20 protein-coding genes are annotated in these 22049 nt (G+C 70.7%); 12 read left to right on the forward strand and 8 right to left on the reverse strand.

The genetic code is table 11. The features are described 5' to 3' along the window. Nucleotides 1-74 precede the first annotated feature (74 nt). Entirely contained in the window at nucleotides 75-497 is a 423-nt protein-coding gene (ndk, locus tag EU555_RS07735; RefSeq protein ID WP_135414096.1) for a nucleoside-diphosphate kinase, read from the reverse strand. Nucleotides 498-884: 387 nt separating this feature from the next. On the opposite strand from ndk, the gene EU555_RS07740 reads away from it, so the two are divergent. Continuing rightward, nucleotides 885-1391: a DUF2147 domain-containing protein gene (locus EU555_RS07740; protein WP_135414097.1), complete on the forward strand. Its 507-nt coding sequence runs from the start codon at nucleotides 885-887 to the stop codon at nucleotides 1389-1391. 10 nt (nucleotides 1392-1401) lie between these two features. On the opposite strand, the gene EU555_RS07745 is transcribed toward EU555_RS07740, so the two are convergent. Beyond that, nucleotides 1402-2079, reverse strand: coding sequence for a glutathione S-transferase family protein (locus EU555_RS07745; RefSeq protein WP_135414098.1), 678 nt, complete (start codon nucleotides 2077-2079; stop codon nucleotides 1402-1404). A 253-nt stretch (nucleotides 2080-2332) separates the two neighbouring features. On the opposite strand from EU555_RS07745, the gene EU555_RS07750 reads away from it, so the two are divergent. Beyond that, a complete protein-coding gene (locus EU555_RS07750; protein WP_135414099.1) occupies nucleotides 2333-2593 on the forward strand; it encodes a hypothetical protein in 261 nt (86 codons plus the stop codon). A 320-nt stretch (nucleotides 2594-2913) separates the two neighbouring features. On the opposite strand, the gene EU555_RS07755 is transcribed toward EU555_RS07750, so the two are convergent. Further along, nucleotides 2914-4551, reverse strand: coding sequence for a porin (locus EU555_RS07755; protein ID WP_135414100.1), 1638 nt, complete (start codon nucleotides 4549-4551; stop codon nucleotides 2914-2916). Between the two features lie 641 nt (nucleotides 4552-5192). Here EU555_RS07755 and EU555_RS07760 point away from each other — a divergent pair. From EU555_RS07760 to EU555_RS07785, 6 genes are all read left to right on the forward strand, one after another. Beyond that, entirely contained in the window at nucleotides 5193-7043 is a 1851-nt protein-coding gene (locus EU555_RS07760; RefSeq protein WP_135414101.1) for an alkaline phosphatase family protein, read from the forward strand. Nucleotides 7044-7198: 155 nt separating this feature from the next. After that, on the forward strand, nucleotides 7199-7408 hold the full coding sequence (locus tag EU555_RS07765) for a hypothetical protein (protein WP_135414102.1): 210 nt from the start codon (nucleotides 7199-7201) through the stop codon (nucleotides 7406-7408). 240 nt (nucleotides 7409-7648) lie between these two features. Next, nucleotides 7649-7939: a hypothetical protein gene (locus tag EU555_RS07770; protein ID WP_205820831.1), complete on the forward strand. Its 291-nt coding sequence runs from the start codon at nucleotides 7649-7651 to the stop codon at nucleotides 7937-7939. A gap of 27 nt (nucleotides 7940-7966) precedes the next feature. Beyond that, nucleotides 7967-8323 (forward strand): hypothetical protein, encoded by a 357-nt coding sequence (locus EU555_RS07775; protein WP_135414103.1) that lies wholly within the window; start codon nucleotides 7967-7969, stop codon nucleotides 8321-8323. 35 nt (nucleotides 8324-8358) lie between these two features. Then, the gene (locus tag EU555_RS07780) at nucleotides 8359-10737 is read left to right on the forward strand and encodes a sensor histidine kinase (RefSeq protein ID WP_135414104.1); all 2379 of its coding nucleotides are present in this window, start codon (nucleotides 8359-8361) and stop codon (nucleotides 10735-10737) included. A gap of 152 nt (nucleotides 10738-10889) precedes the next feature. Further along, nucleotides 10890-12668 carry an ABC transporter substrate-binding protein gene (locus tag EU555_RS07785; protein ID WP_135414105.1) on the forward strand — a complete coding sequence of 593 codons (1779 nt, stop codon included), beginning with the start codon at nucleotides 10890-10892 and terminating at the stop codon, nucleotides 12666-12668. Here EU555_RS07785 and EU555_RS07790 read toward each other — a convergent pair. Next, on the reverse strand, nucleotides 12641-14074 hold the full coding sequence (locus tag EU555_RS07790; protein ID WP_135414106.1) for a protein adenylyltransferase SelO: 1434 nt from the start codon (nucleotides 14072-14074) through the stop codon (nucleotides 12641-12643). The genes EU555_RS07785 and EU555_RS07790 overlap by 28 nt on opposite strands. A gap of 402 nt (nucleotides 14075-14476) precedes the next feature. Here EU555_RS07790 and EU555_RS37470 point away from each other — a divergent pair, with 402 nt between their 5' ends. From EU555_RS37470 to EU555_RS07805, 3 genes are all read left to right on the forward strand, one after another. Continuing rightward, nucleotides 14477-15247: a cold-shock protein gene (locus EU555_RS37470; protein WP_135414107.1), complete on the forward strand. Its 771-nt coding sequence runs from the start codon at nucleotides 14477-14479 to the stop codon at nucleotides 15245-15247. Between the two features lie 54 nt (nucleotides 15248-15301). Next, nucleotides 15302-15577: a hypothetical protein gene (locus tag EU555_RS07800; RefSeq protein ID WP_425375091.1), complete on the forward strand. Its 276-nt coding sequence runs from the start codon at nucleotides 15302-15304 to the stop codon at nucleotides 15575-15577. Nucleotides 15578-15732: 155 nt separating this feature from the next. Continuing rightward, nucleotides 15733-15942, forward strand: coding sequence for a hypothetical protein (locus tag EU555_RS07805; protein WP_135414108.1), 210 nt, complete (start codon nucleotides 15733-15735; stop codon nucleotides 15940-15942). A gap of 344 nt (nucleotides 15943-16286) precedes the next feature. Here the strand turns inward: EU555_RS07805 and ppa are convergent, their stop codons facing one another. Next, nucleotides 16287-16820, reverse strand: a complete 534-nt coding sequence (gene ppa, locus EU555_RS07810; protein ID WP_135414109.1) for an inorganic diphosphatase — start codon at nucleotides 16818-16820, stop codon at nucleotides 16287-16289. Between the two features lie 287 nt (nucleotides 16821-17107). Then, on the reverse strand, nucleotides 17108-17614 hold the full coding sequence (locus EU555_RS07815) for a GNAT family N-acetyltransferase (RefSeq protein WP_135414303.1): 507 nt from the start codon (nucleotides 17612-17614) through the stop codon (nucleotides 17108-17110). A 186-nt stretch (nucleotides 17615-17800) separates the two neighbouring features. Here EU555_RS07815 and EU555_RS07820 point away from each other — a divergent pair, with 186 nt between their 5' ends. Beyond that, a complete protein-coding gene (locus EU555_RS07820) occupies nucleotides 17801-18526 on the forward strand; it encodes a fused DSP-PTPase phosphatase/NAD kinase-like protein (RefSeq protein ID WP_135414110.1) in 726 nt (241 codons plus the stop codon). Between the two features lie 121 nt (nucleotides 18527-18647). Here the strand turns inward: EU555_RS07820 and EU555_RS07825 are convergent, their stop codons facing one another. Beyond that, nucleotides 18648-19976: a flagellin N-terminal helical domain-containing protein gene (locus tag EU555_RS07825; RefSeq protein ID WP_135414111.1), complete on the reverse strand. Its 1329-nt coding sequence runs from the start codon at nucleotides 19974-19976 to the stop codon at nucleotides 18648-18650. A gap of 454 nt (nucleotides 19977-20430) precedes the next feature. Further along, nucleotides 20431-21759: a flagellin N-terminal helical domain-containing protein gene (locus tag EU555_RS07830; protein ID WP_135414112.1), complete on the reverse strand. Its 1329-nt coding sequence runs from the start codon at nucleotides 21757-21759 to the stop codon at nucleotides 20431-20433. Nucleotides 21760-22049: the final 290 nt, after the last annotated feature.

A 22049-nucleotide genomic window follows, 5' to 3' on the forward strand; every position in this document is an offset into this window, starting at 1 on the left:
CCTCGAACACGAAAGCCCTCGCCGCGTGCGGCGAGGGCTCGCAACCTATCGGCGATTTCCCGAACGGGAAACCGTCAGCCGACGATGTCCTTGTCGTCGAAGAACTGCTTGATCTCGATCGCCGCGTTCTCGAGGCTGTCGGAGCCGTGGACGGTGTTCTCGCCGACGGACTTCGCGAACTTCTGGCGGATGGTGCCCTCGGCGGCCTGGGCCGGGTTGGTGGCGCCCATCACCTCGCGGTACTTGGCGACGGCGTTCTCGCCCTCGAGCACCTGGACCACGACCGGGCCCGAGGTCATGAAGGCGACGAGCTCGCCGTAGAACGGGCGCTCGGCGTGGATCTCGTAGAACTTCTTGGCCTGGGCGTCCGACATGCGGATGCGGCGCTGGGCGACGATGCGCAGGCCCGCCTCCTCGATCACGGCGTTGACCGCGCCGGTGAGGTTCCGGGCGGTGGCGTCGGGCTTCAGGATGGAGAAGGTGCGCTCGGTGGCCATGGGACGTCCGTCAGGAGAAAAGCGGTGGCGTGGGCGGCGGGATGCCGCGCGGGATCGGACCGAAGGCCCGGCCGGACCTCGGGTCCGGAAGATGCCGGGCGCGAGCGCCCGCCCGCCGGGGCCATGCGGACGCCCGGCGCCGGGCTTATAGCGGCGGGCCGACCGGCCCTCAAGCCAGGAAGGCAGGGCGCCCGGCGCGGACCAAAGGGACGTCCGCTGCGACCCTGCCGCAACACGGCCGAAAAATCGCCCCAAAGACCAGGCTCTTTGCGCGTCAACGTGACCTTTCAGCCACGCCGCCCCGCGCGAAGGAGCGGCGTCCCTCGCCAGCACCGCCGCTCCACGCCTTCGAGCGCTGAGCCCCGCGGACAGCCAGGAGTGTCCTGCATGCGTTCGATCCTGATCCCGGCCCTCGCGGTCTCCCTCCTCTCCGCCGGTACCGCGATGGCGGCCTCCGCCAAGGACCCGACCGGGACCTGGCTCACCGAGGACGGCCGGGCCAAGATCAGGATCGAGAAATGCGGCCCGGGCGGCACCCAGGCCTGCGGCACGGTGGTGTGGCTGAAGACGCCCCTCAACGACCAGGGCCAGCCGCGCACCGACATCAAGAATCCCGATCCGAAGAAGCGCAGCCGTCCGGTGATCGGCCTCCCGCTGATGGAGGGCCTGAAGCCCGAGGACGGGGCCTTCAAGGGCCAGATCTACAACGCCGAGGAAGGCAAGGTCTACGACGTCTCGATCTCCCGCGAGAGCGCGAGCGAGCTGGCGATCTCGGGCTGCATGCTGAAGGTGCTGTGCGGCTCGCAGACCTGGACCAAGGCCCCGGACGAGTTCGCTCAGGCGGCGCAGCCGGCCGCGAAGAAGCCCGCTCCGGCCAAGCCGGCGGCGAACTGAGGCGCCGGCATCAGGCCCGCGAGGCCGGGCCCGGCGGCTCCTCCGGGGCCGGCTTCAGCTGGAAGCCGCGCTGGACCCCCGGGCGGGCCTTCATCCGGTCGATCCAGGCGGCGACGTGGGGCAGCGCCGCGATGTCCTGGCCCTGGCGCTCCCAGAGCTTGGCCCAGGGCAGGATCGCGATGTCGGCGATGGTGTAATCGTCGCCGGCGACGTGGGGGTGACGGCCGAGCTGCGCGTCGAGGGTGGCGTAGAGCCGGGTCGTCGCGGCGGTGAAGCGCTCGATCGCGTACGGGATCTTGTCCGAGGCGTAAATCCGGAAGTGGTGGGTCTGGCCGAGGGTCGGGCCGAAATTCGCCGCCTGCCAGAAGAGCCAGATGTCGACCGCGATGCGGGCGCGCTCGTCGGAGGGGTAGAACAGGCCGGTCTTGCGGGCGAGGTACTGCAGGATCGCGTTCGATTCGAACACCGTGATCGGCTGCCCCCCCGGCCCGTCCGGATCGACGATGACCGGGATCTTGCCGTGCGGCGCCACGGCCAGGAAATCGGGGGCGGTCTGGGCCCCCTTGCCGATGTTGATCGGGATCATCCGGTAAGGCAGGCCGCATTCCTCGAGCATGATCGAGGCCTTCCAGCCGTTCGGCGTCGTCCAGTAGTAGAGGTCGATCGGCGGCTGCGTCACGGCCGACATGCGGGCGGTCCTTCTCGCATTGCGGGGACGTCAGGCGCGTCCGTCGCGCATCGGGCTACCCGGTGAGGTAAACAGAGGCCGGCCCGCCCTGTACAGGGTGAAGGTTGTCTCAATCACCGCTCCTGCACCGCTCCTGCGGCGGTGTTCTCGGCCGGACACGGGAGGCGCGGCGCCTCTTGCCCTTGCGTCAGGTTGTGGCAGTGTCTCGCCCGCGCCACCCTCTCGGCGCCGTCCGCCCCGCGAGCCTGCCCCCATGCCGTTCCCGCTCCCCCGCGCCGTCCTGGCAGCCCTGCTGGTTGCCACGCCCATCTCCGCCCTCGGCCAGGCCGGCACGAAGCCCGAACTCGCGCCCCGCCGGGAGCCCAGCGTCCGGAGCCTCGCCGCCCGCGAGCGCCAGCGCAAATGCGGCGCCGAGTGGCGCGCCCTCGGCCCGCCCGAGAAGGCCGCCCAGGGACCGCGCTGGCCGCAATATTACAGCAAGTGCGTGCGCCGGCTGAAGGAGCAGCGGGCCTGACGCCGCCGGCCTGCGGACGAAGCCACGCTCTGCCCGGACGCCAGGGTCGTGCGTGTTGCGCGCGAATGTCGAGCATCGCACACACGCGTTGTTAGTTCTTGTCGCGACCACATCGTTGATCGCAATTTTTGTTCTCGATGTGCCGACAGCAGTTGTCTCAACCTGATTATGCTGTTACGTAATGCATATCCTGAGTTTCGAGACCCAGGGCACCTTTGAGGCGCACTCTTCGAGTGCGCCTTTTTTCTTGCCCCATAGCTGACACAGCAAAAAAGAGCCCCGGCTTTCGCCGGGGCCCCCATTCCCAAACTTCGAAGAGCTTAGAAGTCGCGCTGCACGCGCATGCGGACGTTGAAACCGTCGATGGCGTTGGTGGTCGGCAGGACCGCGCCGTTCAAGGTCGGCAAGCCGGCGGCGTTCACGCCGTTCGGCGCACCCGCGGTCTTGTTGGGGTCGATCACGCGACCGCTGTTGATGGCCTGGCGGGTGTACAGACCTTCGACGCCGATATCGAGATCCTTCACCGGCGACCAGATCAGGCTCGCGCCGGCGACGATCTGGTTGGAGTCGCGCAGCACCGCGTTGAACGCGGACTGGGCCAGGAACGGGTTGCCGAGGGGCTGCACGCCGGTGCTGGCGAGGTTGCTGATCAGGGCGAGATTATTGCGGGCGGCCGTCCCGTGATAGATCTCGCCGTAGCTGCCGATGAAGGCCGAGCGCCATTCCGGCGTCCAGTAATGCAGGTACGACGCGACGACGGTCCAGCTGCGGGCGAGGCTCATCTTGCCGTTGACCGGGTCGACGATCGCGTCCGAATACCACTGGTTGAAGGCACCGGCGGCGATGTTGCCGTTCGAGGTCCAGCCGCCGTTATACGAGTTGATGCCGGTATAGGAGTTGGCACCTTCGCCGTACGAGCCCTGGAGGTAGAGCGCATCGCCGGCGGCGATGAAGGGCAGGTTGGCCTTGATGCCGGCCTGCACGGCCCAGCCATACGCGTTGTTCACCCGCGCCGCCGAAGCCGCGCCGGTGGCGATCGCCGGGAAGCCGTTGAAGGGGGTGACGGTGCTGGCGTTGCCGACGGTCAGCTCGTGCACGGCGGCGGAGAGCTGGGCCGAGCCCCAGGCGGCGTCGTAGCGCAGCGCGCCGACGAAGTCGGGCATGCGCGAGCGCTGGACCACGTCGTAGTTGGCGACGCCGACCGGGACGCCCGCCGCGTTGAAGGCGAGGACCGGGGTGAAGTTGCCGGCTCCGGCGGTGAAGACCTGGTACTGGCCGTTCCCCAGGATGGTGCCCGTGCCGAAGATCGGCACCTTGCGGAAGATCGGGTCTTCCATCGACAGCGTCGCCGAGAAGCCCTGGCCGAAGGTGGCGGTGTAGGCGAGCAGGTTGGTGGAGGAGACGTCCGAGCCCAGCGAGGTGCCGATGATCTCGAAGTCGTGGGCGTAGAAGTCGTAGAACGAGGCCGCGCGACCGGCGGTGAGGCCGGCGAACTGGATGAAGGCCTTGTCGACGTTCACGTATTGCTGGGCGCGGCCGAACGTGTCGACGCCGAGCGCCGGGAAGGAGTTGCCGGCGCGGTTCTGCGTGCCCGAGGTCAGGTAGGCGCCGGTGCGGGAGGCGAGCTCGAAGCGCACGAAGGCGCGGAGAGTGCCGTAGGCGGTCTGCGTGCGGGCGTCGAGGTTGAGGCGGCCGAGGCCGCGATAGCCCGACAGGTCGCCGGCCGAACCGGAGCGGGTGAAGTTCTGGGTGTAGCCGGCCTCGAAGCGGGCGCGGCCGGAGACGCGCAGGCAGGTGTCGGTACCGGGAATGAAGAAGAAGCCGGCCCCGTAGGCCGAGCAGACACGAACGTACTCAACAGGCGCCGCCTTCTTGACCGGCAGATCGGCAGCCTGCGCCCCCGCGACGACGGTCAGGCCAGCGGCCGAACCCAGCAGAAGGCTCTTCACGAGCTTCATTGAGACCTCCAAGATTTCGGACCCGAAAAGGGGTGAACGACTCTGTTCCGAAGACCTTTTCGGCCTCGAGACCATGTCCCTCTTATGCCCCCGAAGATTCAGCCCCGCAGACGTTCGGCTGAACCGCACCGGACCCCGTCCGGCGCGAAGGAACAATCTTTCATGACGCTGCGTTGATCAATGTGCTCTAAGAACTAACAACTGTCCCTGACGACCTTGACGGGACAATGTGGCAGAATCACCACATTTTGAACTGCGACATCGGCCTGTTATTTCTCTTGAACTAACATTTTATTTGCATCTCTTGATTGATCTAACAAAAAATAACATCGGTTTTATTGAAGCACTAACTTAACAAAATTTCAGACATAATGCAGAGATATTTTGGAGTCAAATCATTGTTAGCGCGATGTTTATACAGTAGATAAAGCACTTAAATGATAATATTGATTATATTTCCCACATATCGATTGATGTTTTTCTCATACTGATCTTTGAGATGACCCTGAGCATAGGACCACGCCGGCGGCCGCCGGCCCCGCGGTGCTCCACCGCTGGCCGGCTCTGGCGAGCCGGCAGGCTTTCCGCTTCCATCGGCGCGCCGCGAATCGCCGGGCGGCGTCGACCGAGGGAGTCAGACCATGCGCACGATTTCGGGCGGCCTCGCCGCCGGCCTTCTCGCGGCGAGCCTCGCCGCCTCGCTCGAGACCGCGACGGCTCAGGACGCCCGGCCGCCCGCCCCGGGCCGGCCGCACAACGTGGTGCTGTTCGTCCCCGACGGGATGCGGTCCCGGATGGTGTCCGCGGAACTCACCCCCGCGATGGCGGCCCTGCGCCAGGCCGGGGTGGACTTCGCCAACAGCCACTCGCTGTTCCCGACCTTCACCACCGCCAACGGGGCCGCGATGGCGACGGGCCATCATCACGGCGACCACGGCGACTTCTCGAACACGATCTATACCGGCACGCCGATCGCCGCGCAGGACCGGACGGTGACGCCCTTCGTCGAGCACGACGCGGTGCTCGGGGACATGGATGCCGCCTTCGACGGCGACTGGCTCAACGAGGAGACGGTGCTGCGCGCCGCCGCCAGGGCCGGCTACTCCACGGCGGCGATCGGCAAGGTCGGGCCGGTGCTCAACTTCGACCACACCAACCGCACCGGCGACCCGACCATCGTGGTCGACGACCAGACCGGCTCCAACGTCGGCATCCCGCTCAGCCCCGAGATGCGCCGCCGGCTCGAGGCCGTCGGGCTGCCGCTGGCCGCCCCCGGGCGCGGCGAGAACGGCAAGGCCGGCTCCTCGACCGTGCCGGGCACGCTCGCGGCCAACGTCGATCAGCAGGCCTACTTCGCCGACGTCGCCACCAAGGTGGTCCTGCCACTGTTCCGCGAGCGCGACCGGCCGTTCATCCTGGTCTACTGGTCGCGCGACCCGGACGGGGTGCAGCACAACGAGGGCGACAGCCTCGGCCGCCTGGTGCCGGGGATCAACGGGCCGACCTCGCGGGCCGGCATGCGCAACGCCGACGACAACCTCGCGGCCCTGCGCCGGGCGCTCGACGCCCTCGGGCTGGCGGCGACCACCAACATCGTGGTGGCGGCCGACCACGGCTTCTCCACCATCACCAAGGAGAGCGCGACGAGCCCCGCCGCGCGCCTGAGCCTGCCGGACGTCCCGGCGGGGCTGCTGCCGCCGGGCTTCCTCGCCCTCGACCTTGCCCGCGCCCTCGACCTGCCGATCTTCGAGCCCTTCGGCGAGCGCGCCCCGGTGCCGGCGAATGCCCGCCCGCGCACGGCGAGCGCCCTGATCGGCCGCGACCCTGCCGATCCCGACGTGGCGGTGGCGGTGAACGGCGGCTCGGACCTCGTCTACCTGCCCAAGAAGGACCTCGCCGGCAACGCCGCGCTCCTGCGCCGGATCGTCGACGCCCTGATGGCCCAGGACTATGTCAGCGGCCTGTTCGTCGATGACGCCTATGGCCCGGTCCCCGGCACGCTGCCGCTCTCGTCGATCCACCTGAAGGGCGACGCGCGCACCCCGACCCCGGCGATCGTCGTCAACTTCCGCTCGTTCACCACCGGCTGCGACGTGCCGGTGACCTGCGTGGCCGAGGTCGCCGACACGGTGCTGCAGCAGGGCCAGGGCATGCACGGCACCTTCAGCCGCGCCGACACCCACAACTTCATGGCGGCGATCGGCCCCGACTTCAAAGCCGGCTTCGTCGATCCGGCCCCGGTGAGCAACGCCGATGTCGGCCGGACCCTGGCGGCGCTCCTGCGCCTTGAGATCCGCGCCAAGGGCCGCCTGCTCGGACGCACGATGACGGAGGCCCTGACGAACGGTGCGGTGCCGGAGATCCGCGCCGGCACCCTGCGCTCCGCGCCGCACGGCACCGGGCTCGCGACCGTGCTGCGCTACCAGGAGGCCGGCGGGCAACGCTACTTCGACGCCGCCGGCTTTCCGGGCCGGACCTTCGGGCTGGATTGAAGCCCTGCGCGGCCGGCCCGAGCGCGGGCCGGTCGCCCCCCGGGAGACGTCGAGTCCCATGCCCTCCCCCGGCAGGGACCTTGCCGATAGTTTTTAGTTGTTCTAATTAGCAACTGCGAGCGCCGGACGGTGGTCCGGCGGACGGGAGAGACGTGATGGCGACCAATTCGGGCGCGGCCTGCAGCAGCTGCCGCTACTTCGACGACCGCGCGCTCAACGGCGCCGCCGCCCAGGGCGACGAGGGCCTGTGCCGCTTCAACCCACCGGTGAGCCAGCCCGAGCCGCAGGGCCACGGCCTGTGGCCGGTCGTCGCCGGCCAGGACTGGTGCGGCCACTTCACCGCCGCGCAGCATCCGGCGGAGTGAACCGCCCGCGCCCCGCCCGGGGCCGACGTGTCTCGACGGTTTCGTCCCCCTCTTCCGCCAGGAGAGGGGGATTTTTCGTCGTCGGCCGTACCGCGAATGTTGCGTCCGGCCCGCCGGACGCAATACGGGGCGGCCCCGGACCGGCGAAATCACCCGCGCGACGCAAAATCCCGGACATGCACCGTGCCTATACCGCCCGCCACAAGGGAGCCCGGGGACACGGGCGGCGAGGAGGCAGTCATGGTTGTGGCGCGGGTGATCCTGATGAGCGCGATGCTGACGGTCGGCATCATCGAGGTGGCGAAGACCCCGGCCCAGCGCGCCGTCGAGGCGACGCCCGCGGCACTGCCGGTGACGGCGCCCACCGCCGGCTCCGCCTGCACCGGCGCGACCTGGCCCTACCTGCCGGAATCCTGCCTGCGGCCCGGGACCGCGCCGCGGGACGGCGAGCCGCGCCGGCCGGTGCGGGTGATCGAGGAGCAGCGCCCGGCCGCGCCGGTCCGGGTTCCGGGCCGGGTCTCGGTCGGCTGACGCCGCGGCCGATGCGACGAGACCGTCATGCCGCATTTCAGCGCCGATCTCCTGGACGCGTTCCTGGACGGCGATCCCGAGGAGCGGGAGGCGCTGCGCGCACTCCTGGCCTCGCCGTCCCCGGCCTCGGGCACCGTGCGCCCGGCCCCGTCCCGCGACGCCTCGATCCGGGACCCGGCGCGCCCGACCGTGACGGGGATCCTCCCGGCGGCGACGAGCCCGACCCGGACGCGCACGCCGCGCGACGGCAAGGCGGGGCGCCGCCCGGCCCCGCGATCCGGCCAGCCCTCCGCCGGCGAGCGCAGCCGCGGCGCCCCGCGTCCCGCCGGCGGCCGATGCCGGGACGGCGCCGGAGGCCCGGCTGTGGCGGTCCCTGAGAAATAATGCATAGTCCTCACCCGCGGCGGAACGGGGCCACGATGCGGGTCGGCCACAAGATCATCCTGGTCGGCGGTCTGCCGATCGCCATCGCGGCGCTGATCGCGCTCGCGGGATGGCTCCTGCTCGCCCAGGCCGAGCGGGCCCGCGCCGGCGCGGTGCTGGCGGGCGCGATCTACCGCACCCTCACCCTGTCGACGACGGTGCGCGACGAGTTCCTGGCGGCCCGGCCCGCCGAGCGCACCGACCACGCCGAGCGCTTCGCCCGCCTGACGGCGGAATCCGCCGCCTCCCTCGACGAGTTGCGCCGCTTCGCCCGCACCCCGGACCAGGCCGCCCGCATCGAGGCGGCCCGCGCCGCCCTGAAGGATTCGATCGACCAGATGCAGGCCCTGGTGCGGATCACCCGGGACAATGACGGGCTGATCGCCGAGATGGCCGCCCGGGCCGATGCCCTGGTGCGGCTGGCCGATCAGGCCCGGGACCGGCAGCGGGCCGCCAACACCGACCTCGTCGTCTCCCTCACGGACAAGGCCGGCACCCTGCGGCAGGTCCGCGACGTGGTCGGGGCGGTCAACGAGCTGCGCGCCCTGGTGGCGCAGACCGAGATCGCGGCCCTGCGCGGGGCCGGCCACGCCTCCGCGACGCTGCAGAGCGCGATGGTCCAGGTGCGCAACGCAGCCCGCGACCTCGCGGCGGCGCTCAAGGGGGACCGGCGCGAGCGGGAGGCCGAGGAGCTGCTGATCCTGACCGCCGCCTACGAGGCCTGGCGCGGGGCCGAGGAGCCGCGCCTCGTCACCAGCGAGGGCGCCGCCTCCTCCCTCCCCTCGCCGGTCAACGTCCTCGACGAGTGGTGCGAGCGGGTGCTGAAGATCGACGGCTCGGCCCAGCGGGCGCTGCACGACGAGGTCACCCAGCTCCTCTCCTACGCGGTGCAGTCCAACGAGACCGAGCAGGCGACCCAGAACATCGCGCTCGAGACGCTCAAGCTCGGACAGCGCACCGCCGAGGCCCTGCGCCGACGCGACGTCCCGGCGGCGGCCGCGATGCTGGAGGACGGCCGCACCCTGTCCGAGACCGCCGCCGCCCTGCCGATCTCGCCGCTGATCCAGGGCGAGATGATCGAGGCGATCGACGGCTGGCGCGAGCGCCTCGGCACCACCGTCGAGGGCCTGCGCCGGCAGAACGAGGGCATCGCGGCGATGGACGGCCTCGCCGCGGTCATCGGCGAGACCGCCCGCAGCCTCAACGAGATCTTCATCGACGACGCCGACCGCTTCGGCACCTTCCTGCTCCGCCTGCTGCTCGTCGGGGCCGGCGCCGGCCTGGTGCTCGGCTCAGGCGTGGCCCTCGCGGTGGCGCGCTCGATCACCGGGCCCCTGCGCCAGCTCCAGCGCAGCATGCTGGCGCTCGCCGCCGATCCGGGCCGACGGGATGTCGGGGCCGAGGTCGGGCGCCGGCGCGACGAGCTCGGCGACATGGCCCGGGCCACCGCGATGTTCGTGGAGGAGATCGGCCGGCGCGAGCGCGCCCTGCGGCGGGCCAAGGAGGAGGCCGACCGCACCCTCGCGGCCCTGCGCCAGACCCAGTCGGACCTGATCCAGGCCGAGAAGCTCGCCTCGCTCGGCCAGCTCGTCGCCGGGGTGGCGCACGAGATCAACACGCCGCTCGGCATCGCGCTCACCACCGCGACCCTGGTGCGGGACGAGGCGCGCGACTTCGGCGAGGTGGCGAAGACCGGCCAGCTCTCGCGCTCGCGCCTGGCCCACTTCGTCGACCGGATGCAGGAGGGCTCGCACCTGCTCACCGCCAACCTCGCCCGGGCGGCGGACCTCGTCCACAGCTTCAAGCAGGTCGCGGTCGACCGGGTCAGCGACGAGCACCGCCGCTTCCCGCTGCGCGAGTGGCTGGGCGAGCTGCTGCGCAGCCTCGGGCCGCTCCTGCGCCGGGGCGGGCACCGCCTCGACCTCGAGGCGGAGGAGGAATTCGAGGTCGACACCCATCCGGGGGCGCTGGCCCAGGTCATCACCAACCTGGTCAAGAACGCGGTGGTGCATGCCTTCCCGGAGGGGTCTTCCGGGCACATCACGGTCGCGGTCGCGCGCGGCGCGACGCAAGAGGGCGTGCACGAGGGGGCCTTCGTGCGCCTCGAGGTGCGCGACGACGGGCGCGGCATCGCGGCGGCGGACCGGGAACGGATCTTCGACCCGTTCTTCACCACCGCCCGCCACCGCGGCAGCTCGGGGCTGGGCATGCACATCGTCTACAACCTCGTCACCGGCCAGCTCCAGGGGCGGATCACGGTGGAGAGCCGCGAAGGCCGGGGGACGGCGGTCCGGGTCGAGTTCCCGGCCAGGCTCGCCCCGGCGGCGCCCCCCGCCCGCGCGGCCGCGGCGCCGTTCGGCGTGGCCGCCCAATAGGCACAGGGACGCCGCGCCATCACCGCATCGTCATCGCCGCTTGGGGATTTCGTCCTTTCGGTATGTACTGGCCGCGAGCGTGACGGGGCTGCCGGGGCGACTGTGCCGCGGCAGGCCTGCACGGTCGGGGGTGAGGGAGGGACGGCCGCGCGATGCCCGCGACAGAACCACGATTCGGATCCGGGCGCCGGACAACAGGCCTGCGGCTCGCGAGCCTGCTCGGTGCGGCGGACCCGCGCAGGAGCGCGGCGGACCCGCGCAGGATCGGGGCCGCGCTGCTGGCGGCTCTCGGCGCCGCGATCCTCCTCGCCGCGCCGGCCGTCGGCAGGACCCTGGTGTTCTGCTCCGAGGGCAATCCCGAATCGCTCAACCCGCAGCTCGTCACCACCACGACCGGCATGGACGCGGCCTGGCCGGTCTTCGACACCCTGGTGGCCTTCGAGCCCGGCACCACCACGATCCGCCCGAGCCTCGCCGAATCCTGGACGATCTCGCCGGACGGACGCGACTACACCTTCACCCTGCGGGCGGGCGTCCCGTTCCACCGCAACGCCCGGTTCCGGCCGACCCGGCCGCTCGCCGCCGAGGACGTGGTCTTCTCGATCGGGCGGCAATGGCGGGCGGACCACCCCTATCACCGCGTCTCCGGCGGCCAGTACGCGTATTTCCGCGATCTCGGCCTGCCGGATCTGATCGAGGCGGTGGAGGCGCTGGATCCCCGCCGGGTCCGGATCCGCCTGCGCGAGGCCGACGCCACCTTCCTGCCCAACATCGCGATGGCGCTGGGGGCGATCCAGTCGGCGGAGTACGCCGCGATCCTGACGGCGGCCGGCGAGCCGGAACGCCTCGATCGGGAGCCGATCGGCACCGGGCCGTTCAGCTTCGTCGCCTTCCAGCCCGACGTCGCCCTGCGCTACCGCGCCTTCCCGGATTACTGGGGCGGGCGCCAGCCGGTCGACGGCCTGGTCTTCTCGATCACCCCCAACGCGGCGGTCAGGCTCGCCAAGCTCCGGGCGGGCGAGTGCCACCTGATGCCGTTCCCCAATCCGCAGGACCTCGACGCGATCCGGGCCGACCCCGCGCTGGCGCTGATGCGGGAGGAGGAGCTGAACATCGGCTACCTCGCCCTCAACGTCACGAAGCCGCCCTTCGACGACCTGCGGGTGCGCCGCGCCGTCGCGATGGCGATCGACAAGGCGGCGATCGTCTCGGGCATCTACGGGCCGGGCGGGACGGCGGCCCGCTCTCCCCTGCCGCCGAACCTGTGGGGGCACGACCCGACGCTCCAGGACCCGCCCCTCGACCGGCCTGGGGCGCAGAGGCTGCTCGCCGAGGCGGGCTTCCCGTCCGGCTTCGAGGCCGAGCTGTGGTACCCGCCGGTGAGCCGGGCCTACAATCCCAACGGCCGGCGCGTCGCCGACATGATCCAGGCGGACCTCGCCCGCATCGGCATCCGGCTGCGGCTGATGACCGACGAATGGGGCGCCTACCGGGCCAAGATGCTGGCCGGCGTGCCGGCGATGGCGCTGTTCGGTTGGACCGCCGACAACGGCGACCCGGACAATTTCCTCGGCGTCCTGCTGTCCTGCGTGCCGGCCCGGGCCGGCGGCAGCAACATCGCCCGCTGGTGCGACCCGGCCTTCGACGACCTGGTGACGCGGGCCCGGCGCCTGCCCGACCAGGCCGCCCGCGCGGAGCTCTACCGGCAGGCGCAAGGAATCTTCCGGCGCGAGCTGCCCTGGGTGCCGATCGCCCACTCGGCGGTGTTCGTGGCGGCGCGCCGCGAGGTGACGGGCTACCGCATGGATCCCCTCGGCCGGCACCTCTTTCGCGGCGTCGACCTGCGTGGGGGCGAGCCGCGCGGGGCCGAGCCGCGGGAAGGTCCGGAGGCCGGGGCCCGCGCTCAGGGCGGCGCCGGCCGGGTGCCGTAGGCGTCCGCCATCTCGGCGATCGCCGCTAGCTTGCCGTGGTAGGCCGACCAGTCGTCCTGCGCGGCGATCGGCGCCCACAGGGCCTCGACCTCGTCGATCAGCATCGTGCAGGGCGCGGGCTTGGCGAAATACGGGTGGTCGAGGCGCGCCGCCGGGGCGGGCGCGAGGGCCTCGAGCGCCGCGCGCACCCGCGCGAAGCCCTCCCCGGCGTAATGGACGGCCGCCGGGCTGCGGGCGGCCCGCGCCTCGCTCGCCAGCCCGCCGTACCAGTCGAAGAAGACCTGCTCGAAGGGCGCGCGGCTCGTCTGCAGGAAGGCCCAGAACGCGCCGACGAGGGCGTGCATCGCGGCCTCGTCCTGCGGCACCGCGAGGCCGAGGCGGCGCAGGATTCCTCGCGCGAACGCCTCCTGCAGGGCCGGGCCGTAGACGTCCATCGCGGCGCCGAGCCGCGCCTCGTCGGAGAGCGGCAGCAGGCACTCGGCCAGCCGCGCGAGGTTCCACCCCAGGGCCTCCGGCTGGCGCCCGAAGGCGTAGAGGCCGTACTCGTCGAAATAGGCGGCGGTGAAGGCCGGGTCGTTCACCGGGGCGAAGCGCCAGGGCCCGTAATCGAAGCTCTCGCCGGTCACGTTGATGTTGTCGGTGTTGAGCACCCCGTGGACGAAGCCCGCCGCCATCCACTGCGCGCCCATGCGGGCGACGCGCCGGCAGACATCCGCGAGGAAGGCCGCCGCCCGGTCGGCCGGGTCGTCGCGCCACGCCTCGGGCCGGTAGGTCCGCACGGTGTGGTCGAGGAGACGCAGCAGGTTGGCGGTATCGCCGTGGGCCCGGAAGCGCTGGAAGGTGCCGATGCGGACATGCGAGTGGCTGAGCCGGACCAGCACCGAGGAGCGGGTGGGCGACGGCTCGTCGCCGCGGATCAGCGCCTCGCCGGTCTCGATCAGGCTGAACGACTTCGAGGTCTCGACGCCGAGCGCCTCCAGCATCGTGGTGGCCAGCACCTCGCGCACCCCGCCCTTCAGCGTCAGGCGGCCGTCGGCGGTGCGCGACCAGGGCGTCTGGCCGCTGCCCTTGGTCCCGAGGTCGAGCAGGCGACCGTCGGCGAGATCGTGCAGCTGCGCGAACAGGAAGCCGCGGCCGTCGCCGAGATCCGGGTTGTAGCTGCGGAACTGGTGGCCGTGGTAGCGCAGGGCCAGCGGCTCCGGAAAGCTCCCGGGCAGCGGTTCGAAGCGGCCGAAATGCGCGATCCACGCCTCGTCGCTCAGGTCGCCGAGGCCGACCCGCTCGGCCCAGGCCTGGTTGCGGTGGCGCAGGATGCAGGCCGGGAAGCGCGCGGGTGCGACGACGTCGTAGAAGTCGGGGCCGAGATCGGCGTGGCGGCGCGACGGACGGGGAATCTGGGCCGGCATCGAGACCTCGGCGGTTGGATGGCGTGGATCGGGCGGGACTCGGGCGGGACCGGCGCCGCCGGGAGGGCCAACGCGTCACGGTGCCGGCCGGGTCCGGGGCTGCTCCGGGGAGGTCCGTCCGGGGAACCGGCCGTGCTCATACGCCACACTGATGCGCGAAGGACACGGGGAAAAGATACTGAATCGGGCTGTCAATCCGCGCTGTGACGTGAGAAAGTAACCTCGTCATCGCCACACGGGGCAGATCCGCCTTGCGGTACGGTCTGAGTTGCGTCAGGAGTGTGGCGGTCATCTTGGTCACCGCAACCGGGAATGGAACGATCCCGAGGCGTCGGCCGTCAGGCACGGAGCGCACCGGGGTACAAGGGTGGTCGGCGGTTTTTACGTTTTGGCGAGCTTCTAATGGGACGTGGTCGTGATTTCAGGGAGCCGCGCCGTCGCGGCTTCGACGAGGGTGGTGGCGAGCCGCGGTGGCCTGACCAGGCACCGCAGGGCAGCAGCTACGGCGGTGGCTATGGTGGCGGTGGCGGCGGCTACGGCGGCGGTGGTGGTGGTTACGGCGGCGGCGGCTTCGGCGGCGGCGGCGGTGGCTTCGACCGCGGCGGGCCGCGCAACGCTGCCCCCTCGGGGCCGGAGCGCGATGCGACGGTCAAGTGGTTCAACAAGGAGAAGGGATTCGGCTTCGTCGAACTCGGCGATGGCTCGGGCGACGCCTTCCTCCACATCCGCGCCGTCGAGGCGGCCGGCCATGCCGACCTGATGCCGGGCACCCGCCTGACGGTGCAGACCGCGCAGGGCCAGAAGGGCCCGCAGGTGACCAACATCACCAGCGTGGACACCAGCACGGCCGAGGCTCCGGTCCGTCGCGATCCCCGTCCCCCGCGCAGCGGCGGCTTCGGCGGCGGTGGCTACGGCGACCGTGCGGGCGGCGGTGGCGGCGGTGGCCGCTTCGCATCCGGCCCGTCGACCGAGATGACCGGCACCGTGAAGTGGTACGATCCCGCCAAGGGCTTCGGCTTCGTCTCGGTGAAGGATGGCGGCAAGGACGTCTTCATCCACCGCTCGGCGCTCGCTCGGGCCGGCCTCGAGTCCCTCGCCGAGGGCCAGTCCGTGACCATGGGCGTGGTCGAGGGCATGAAGGGCCGCGAGGCGCAGAGCATCAGCGTGGACTGATCCTCGGTGCAGCGGCGCACGGACGATCGACCTGTCTGGACGGAGCGGTGGCCCATGGCCACCGCTCCTTTCCGTATGTGGGCCACCCTGATCGGGCTCGCCCTGGCAGGCACTCTCGCCAGCCCGGCGGCGGCCGAGGACTTCACCGGCTTCTACGCCGGCGTCAATGCCGGCTATGGCTGGGGAAAGGACCGGACCGACGGCACGAGGCCCGGCGCTCCCCTCCCCGCTCAAGCGGCGACGCGGGACGGCGACGGCCTTCCGCCGAGCGCCGCCCGGGCCGCCGCCCGCAATCCGGCCCTCGCCGGCGGCGTGAACGGCACGCGCTGACCGCCGCAGGTCCGTGCCGGACCCGGAGGTCCGGTGCCGGAGCAGTGGGGACGGCCGTGGGCAAGGCCCCGTCGCGACGAGCGCAGACGTGCGAAACCGCCGCGATTGTGGCATGGTGCCGCCCGAACCCAACCGGGCTCGGGACCCCTTTCACCATGACCACCGTTCACGATGTCACCCCGGACCAGCTGCGCGGGCTGGAAGCCGCCGGCGAGGCAGCGCTCAACGCCGCGCTCAGCCGCCTCTCGGCCCGCGAGCGCGAGGCTTATTGGGCCTCGGTGCGCCGCGCCTACAATGCGCCCTACAACGATGCCGTGAAGAAGCCGCGCACCGCGGGCGTCGCGGCGGAAGCGCGAGCGGTCTGAAGCGCGATGGGTCGCTGACCTGCACGGCCTGATCGACGATCCTCCCCCCCATGGATCTCGGGCAAGCCCGAGTTCCGCATCTCCTTGCCCAAATCGGGCAAGCCCAACTTGGGACGGGGAAGGGTGCCCGGCTGCGGGTACGAAGCACTCATGGGCCGCGCGGGACAGGGGCAGCGCGACGGTTTCGAGCATGGCGCCCGTCACCGATCGTCGCGCCTTCTCCGGGAACGTGGTTCCCCTCTCCCGGCCCGCTTCGCGGGCGACCCTCCCCCGCGGAGGGGGAGGGTCGAGCGTGAGCCACTGGAGGGACGTCCGGGCGAAGGCGCCCCGCCCCCCGGCGCCGTTCAGGCCGACTTCTTGGCCCGCTCGATGCCCTCGACGATCAGGCGCTGCGCCTCGGCCTTGTCGCCCCAGCGCACGATCTTCACCCACTTGCCGGGCTCGAGATCCTTGTAGTGCTCGAAGAAGTGCTGGATCTGGTGGATCGTGATGTCGGGCAGGTCGGTGTAGTTCTCGACCCGGTCGTAACGCTTGGTCAGGTTGCGGGACGGCACCGCGATGATCTTCTCGTCCTCGCCGGCATTGTCCTCCATCACCAGCACGCCGACCGGCCGGACGCTCATCACGGCGCCGGGGACGATGGCCCGGGTGTTGGCGATCAGCACGTCGCAGGGATCGCCGTCGCCCGACAGGGTGTGGGGGATGAAGCCGTAATTCCCCGGATAGTGCATCGCCGTGTAGAGGAACCGGTCGACGATCAGCGTCCCGGCCTCCTTGTCCATCTCGTACTTGATCGGCTCGCCGCCGACAGGAACCTCGATGACGACGTTAACGTCCTCGGGCGGATTCTTGCCGATGGAGATGGCATCGAGGCGCATGTGCAACACTCCCTGCAAGGGCGTGAATGCCCCTGAACGGCGCGGTCCTTAGAGGGCCGCGGGCGCCCGCACAAGCGCCGTGCTGCAACGGCGACCGAGCCAGTCGAGCACAAGTTCCCCTGCGCCCTCGCGGCGACCAAATCCGCCCTTTCCCGGCCCATTGCTGCGGATGAGTAGCGGTTAAGCAGCTTTGTCGTCCCGGGCGATCAAACGAGAGGCAGGGCAGGCCTCTCGGCGGTGTGTCCCGGCAGCCGGGCCGCCGAGCCGTCCCGCCGGGGCCCGCGCCCTCAGCCGAACAGGTACGCGACCTTGGCGAGAGTCGCCCCGGCGATGCGGTCCTGCGCCTCCGCGACCACGCGCCCGCCCATCCGCACGTAGAAGTCCCGCGCCCGGTCGTTCTCGGCGAGCGACCAGACCGCGACCCGGCGCACGTCCCGGTCGGCGAGGTCGTTGCGCACCGCCCGGAACAGCCGGGTGCCGTAGCCGAGGCCCTGGTAGGTCGGCGCGAGATAGATCTCGTCGATCTCGCCCTCGGCCTTGAGCGCCCGGTCGCGGCAGCGGCCGTAGGAGACGTAGCCGATGACCGTCTCCCCCAGTTCCAGCACCACCAGCGGCCGGTTGCGGGCCACCGTGGAACGCCACCAGCGCGGGCCCCGCCGGGCGAGCATCCGGTCGAGGGCGACGCCCGGGATGATCCCCTGATAGGCCTCGCGCCAGGCGGCGTCGAAGATCTCCGACAGCATCCCGGCATCCTGCTCCCGGGCCCTGCGAATGCTGACGACCTGCGTGCTCACGGTCATGCCCCCCGATTGTTAGCCGACGGATCGCTTCCCCACGATGCGGGGGAGCCGTCGCAAGCGCAATGCCAGGCTTGCCTGCGGGCTCATCGCGGGACGGATCGTTGCGGACGGGTCACGCGGCTGGTAGAGCGGCGCGCTGCGCCTCCGCGCGAATCCCGACCCTTCAGGCGCCTGCCCCGCGTGCTCAACCGCTTCCTTCCGCCCGAGACCCGCTACGCCCGCCGCATGGCCCGCATCGCCCGCTGGGAGCGGCCGATCGCCGGCACGGCCGGGCGCCTGCGCGCCTGGGCCAACATGCTGCTCGTCGACCACGGGGTGATCCGGCTCGCCTATCTCAACCGCCACCGGGTCGGGCGCGGGCTGGTCTGGCGCTCGGCCCAGCCGGCCCCGCACGACCTCGCCTGGTTCCGGCGCCAGGGCGTGCGCACGATCATCTCCCTGCGCGGCGGGCGCGAGCACGGCTCCTGGCAGCTCCAGCGCGAGGCCTGCGAGCGCGAGGGGCTGGCGCTCGTCGAGTTCGTGGTCCGCTCGCGCGAGGCGCCCGACAAGGCGACGCTGCTCGCCGCCAAGGATTTCTTCGCCGGCCTCGCCTATCCGGCGGTGCTGCACTGCAAGTCCGGCGCCGACCGGGCCGGCCTCGCCGCCGCCCTCTACCTGATCCTGCACGAGGGCCGGCCGGTGCGCGAGGCGTCGCGCCAGCTCTCGGCCCGCTTCGGCCATTTCCGCTTCGCCAAGACCGGCATCCTCGACGCGTTCTTCGAGCGCTACCTCGCCGAGGGCGAGCCGAAGGGCCTGAGCTTCCTCGACTGGGTCGAGCACGTCTACGACCCCGAGGCGCTCCAGCGCGAGTTCCGCGCCGGTCTGTGGTCGGACCTGCTGGTGGACCGCCTGCTGCGGCGGGAGTGATGCACCCGTCCGGCGACGGCGCCTCGTTCGACACGGCAGCGCCACCCGCGACCGGCCGGGTCGCGGATGGCGGTGTCACGCGTGCGTGATGGGCGGCCCGTCCGGACCGCCCTCCCCCGGCTTAGCGGAAGAGCGAGAGGACGTTCTGGCTCGCCGAGTTGGCGATCGAGAGCGCCTGCACGGCGAGCTGCTGCTGCGTCTGCAGCGCCTTCAGCTTCGTCGACTCCTCCTCGATATCCGCGTCCACCAGCGTGCCGATCGTCCGGTCGTTGACCTTCATCAGCGTGTCGACGAAGTTCTTCTGGCCGTCGATCTGCGTCTTGCTGGCGCCCAGCCTGGTGCCGGAATCAGTCACCTTGGCGATGGCCGCCTCGACCGCGTTGATGTACCCCTTCAGGACGTTGTCGCTCACCGCACCGGTGCTGACGTCGTAGATCTTGATCGCCGTCACGGCGTTCGCGCCGCCGGTGTCGAGGATGCCGCCGCCGGCGCCCGTGGCCGCCGCGGTGCCGCTCGCCGTCGCGGTCGCGCTCGCCGCGCCGTAGCCGATGTTGACGGTCGCGGCGGCATCCATCGCGACGTCGATCTTGGCGGCGGTGCCGGTGGCGGCGCCGCCGATCGTCTCGAAGACCAGGCGGTTCGAGCCATCCAGGCTCGCCTGGATCTTGCCGGCGGTGTTCGCCGAGGCCGCGATCTGGTTGTTGATCGCGTTCACCAGTTCCTGCTGCGTGACCGCGGCCAGGTTCGCCACCGCCGAGGCGAGGCTCGTCTTGTCGAGCGTGATGGTGTCGGCGGTGCCGCTGTTCGCCGCCAGCGTGAAGGTCGCGACGCCGGTGGTGCTGAAGTTAAGCGTGCCCGAGAGCGCCGTGCCGGCCACCGTCTTGGCGGTGGTCGCCTGGGTGCCGCCGGAATTCGCGTCGTAGAGGCGGATGCCCAGGACCGAGATGTCCACCGTCGAGAAGTTGATGCTCCCGGTCTTGTCGCGCGAGAACCCGGCGACGACCGACCGCGTGTCCTTGTAGTTGGCCGGATCGGAGGAGTTGACCGACAGCCAGTTCTGGCCGCTCGACACCGAGGAGTCGGCCACGGCCTTCATCTGGTTCAGGATGGCGGCGATCTCGGTCTGGACCTTCGCGCGGTCGACGCCCGGCTGCAGGGCGGTCTGCAGCTTGGTGCGCATGTTCTGGAGGTTGGTGATGACGCTGGTGACGCCGTTATAGGCGGTGTCCACCGCCGAGGAGCCGAGGCCGAGCGAGTCCTTGACGGCGCCCAGCGAGGCGTTGTCGGTGCGCACGGTGGTGGCAATCGACCAGTAGGCGGCGTTGTCCGAGGCGGCAGAGACGCGCTGACCGGTGGAGACGCGGTTGCTGGTCGTGTCAAGGCTCTGGCTGATGCTCTTGAGCGTCGTCAGCGCCGTCATCGCGGCGGTGTTGGTCAGAAGGCTGGTCACGAGTCTGTCTTTCCGGGAGAGAGAGTCGAAGGGAGGTCCGTTTCCGGGCTCGCACCGGGGCAGGGTGGCCGTTGCGGACCATTGACCCTAGGGAAGAAGGGTCGCCCTGCGCGTTGGACATCCGGACTTTCACCGGCACAGCGGACCGACATCATGTCTCCGGGACGGGACCCGGCCGCTGGACGCTTTAGCCGGTGCTGCACTCCTCGCGGGAGCGCCCTTGCCGACATCTCCACACTGGCGGAATAAACTTAGCAGGCGATTAAGGTTACGTGCCTTCGCGAGCCCGGATCTGAGACGGGCTCTTTATGCCCTGACGGACGCCCGCACGACACGGCGGCCACCGGCCGCGCGCGAGGCGGCTCTCATAGCGAAGAAGGCCGCACCCGATGCCGGGCGCGGCCTTCATTCCTTCGACTGTCGGCGGTCCCCGAAGGGACCGCCCTTCCCCGGCTTAGCGGAAGAGCGAGAGGACGTTCTGGCTCGCCGAGTTGGCGATCGAGAGCGCCTGCACGGCGAGCTGCTGCTGCGTCTGCAGCGCCTTCAGCTTCGTCGACTCCTCCTCGATATCCGCGTCCACCAGCGTGCCGATCGTCCGGTCGTTGACCTTCATCAGCGTCTCGACGAAGGTCTTCTGGCCGTCGATCTGCGTCTTGCTGGCGCCCAGCCTGGTGCCGACGTCGGTCACCTTGGCGATGGCCGCCTCGACCGCGTTGATGTACCCCTTCAGGACGTTGTCGCTCACCGCACCGGTGCCGGCGTTGTAGATCTTGATCGCCGCCACGGCGTTCGCGCCGCCGGTGTCGAGGATGCCGCCGCCGGCGCCCGCGGCCGCCGCGGTGCCGCTCGCCGTCGCGGTCGCGCTCGCCGCGCCGTAGCCGATGTTGACGGTCGCGGCGGCATCCATCGCGACGTCGATCTTGGCGGCGGTGCCGGTGGCGGCGCCGCCGATCGTCTCGAAGACCAGGCGGTTCGAGCCATCCAGGCTCGCCTGGATCTTGCCGGCGGTGTTCGCCGAGGCCGCGATCTGGTTGTTGATCGCGTTCACCAGTTCCTGCTGCGTGACCGCGGCCAGGTTCGCCACCGCCGAGGCGAGGCTCGTCTTGTCGAGCGTGATGGTGTCGGCGGTGCCGCTGTTCGCCGCCAGCGTGAAGGTCGCGACGCCGGTGGTGCTGAAGTTAAGCGTGCCCGAGAGCGCCGTGCTGGCCGTCGTCTTGGCGGTGGTCGCCTGGGTGCCGCCGGAATTCGCGTCGTAGAGGCGCGTGCCCAGGATCGAGACGTCCACCGTCGAGAAGTTGATGCTCCCGGTCTTGTCGCGCGAGAACCCGGCGACGACCGACTGCGTGTCCTTGTAGACGGTCGCATCGGAGGAGTTGACCGACAGCCAGTTCTGGCCGCTCGACACCGAGGAGTCGGCCACGGCCTTCATCTGGCTCTGGATGGCGGCGATCTCGGTCTGGACCTTGGAGCGGTCGACGCCCGGCTGCAGGGCGGTCTGCAGCTTGGTGCGCATGTTCTGGAGGTTGGTGATGACGCTGGTGACGCCGTTATAGGCGGTGTCCACCGCCGAGGAGCCGAGGCCGAGCGAGTCCTTGACGGCGCCCAGCGAGGCGTTGTCGGTGCGCACGGTGGTGGCAATCGACCAGTAGGCGGCGTTGTCCGAGGCGGCAGAGACGCGCTGACCGGTGGAGACGCGGTTGCTGGTCGTGTCGAGGCTCTGGCTGATGCTCTTGAGCGTCGTCAGCGCCGTCATCGCGGCGGTGTTGGTGAGAAGGCTGGTCACGGCTGATGCTTCCGGTGTTCTGGTATGGCGAGAATGTGCAAGGTTCCGGGCTCGCACCGGTGCAGGACAGCAAATTCAAGTCGTCGACCTGAAATCTGACTGACTGCGCTTTAACACATCCGGATTCTCACCGGGGTCAACGGCTCGACATCATGTCTTGGATTCGGGGAACCCATCCGTTGCGCCTTCGAAACGGCCCTTCCGAGGGGCCGCCGACAGGCTCACTATTGGAGCGAGCCCGTTAGCAACCGATTAAGTCAGCGGTAATACCCGCTATCCACAACTGGGCC

It is taken from the genome of Methylobacterium nonmethylotrophicum, assembly GCF_004745635.1.
Lineage (GTDB): Bacteria > Pseudomonadota > Alphaproteobacteria > Rhizobiales > Beijerinckiaceae > Methylobacterium > Methylobacterium nonmethylotrophicum.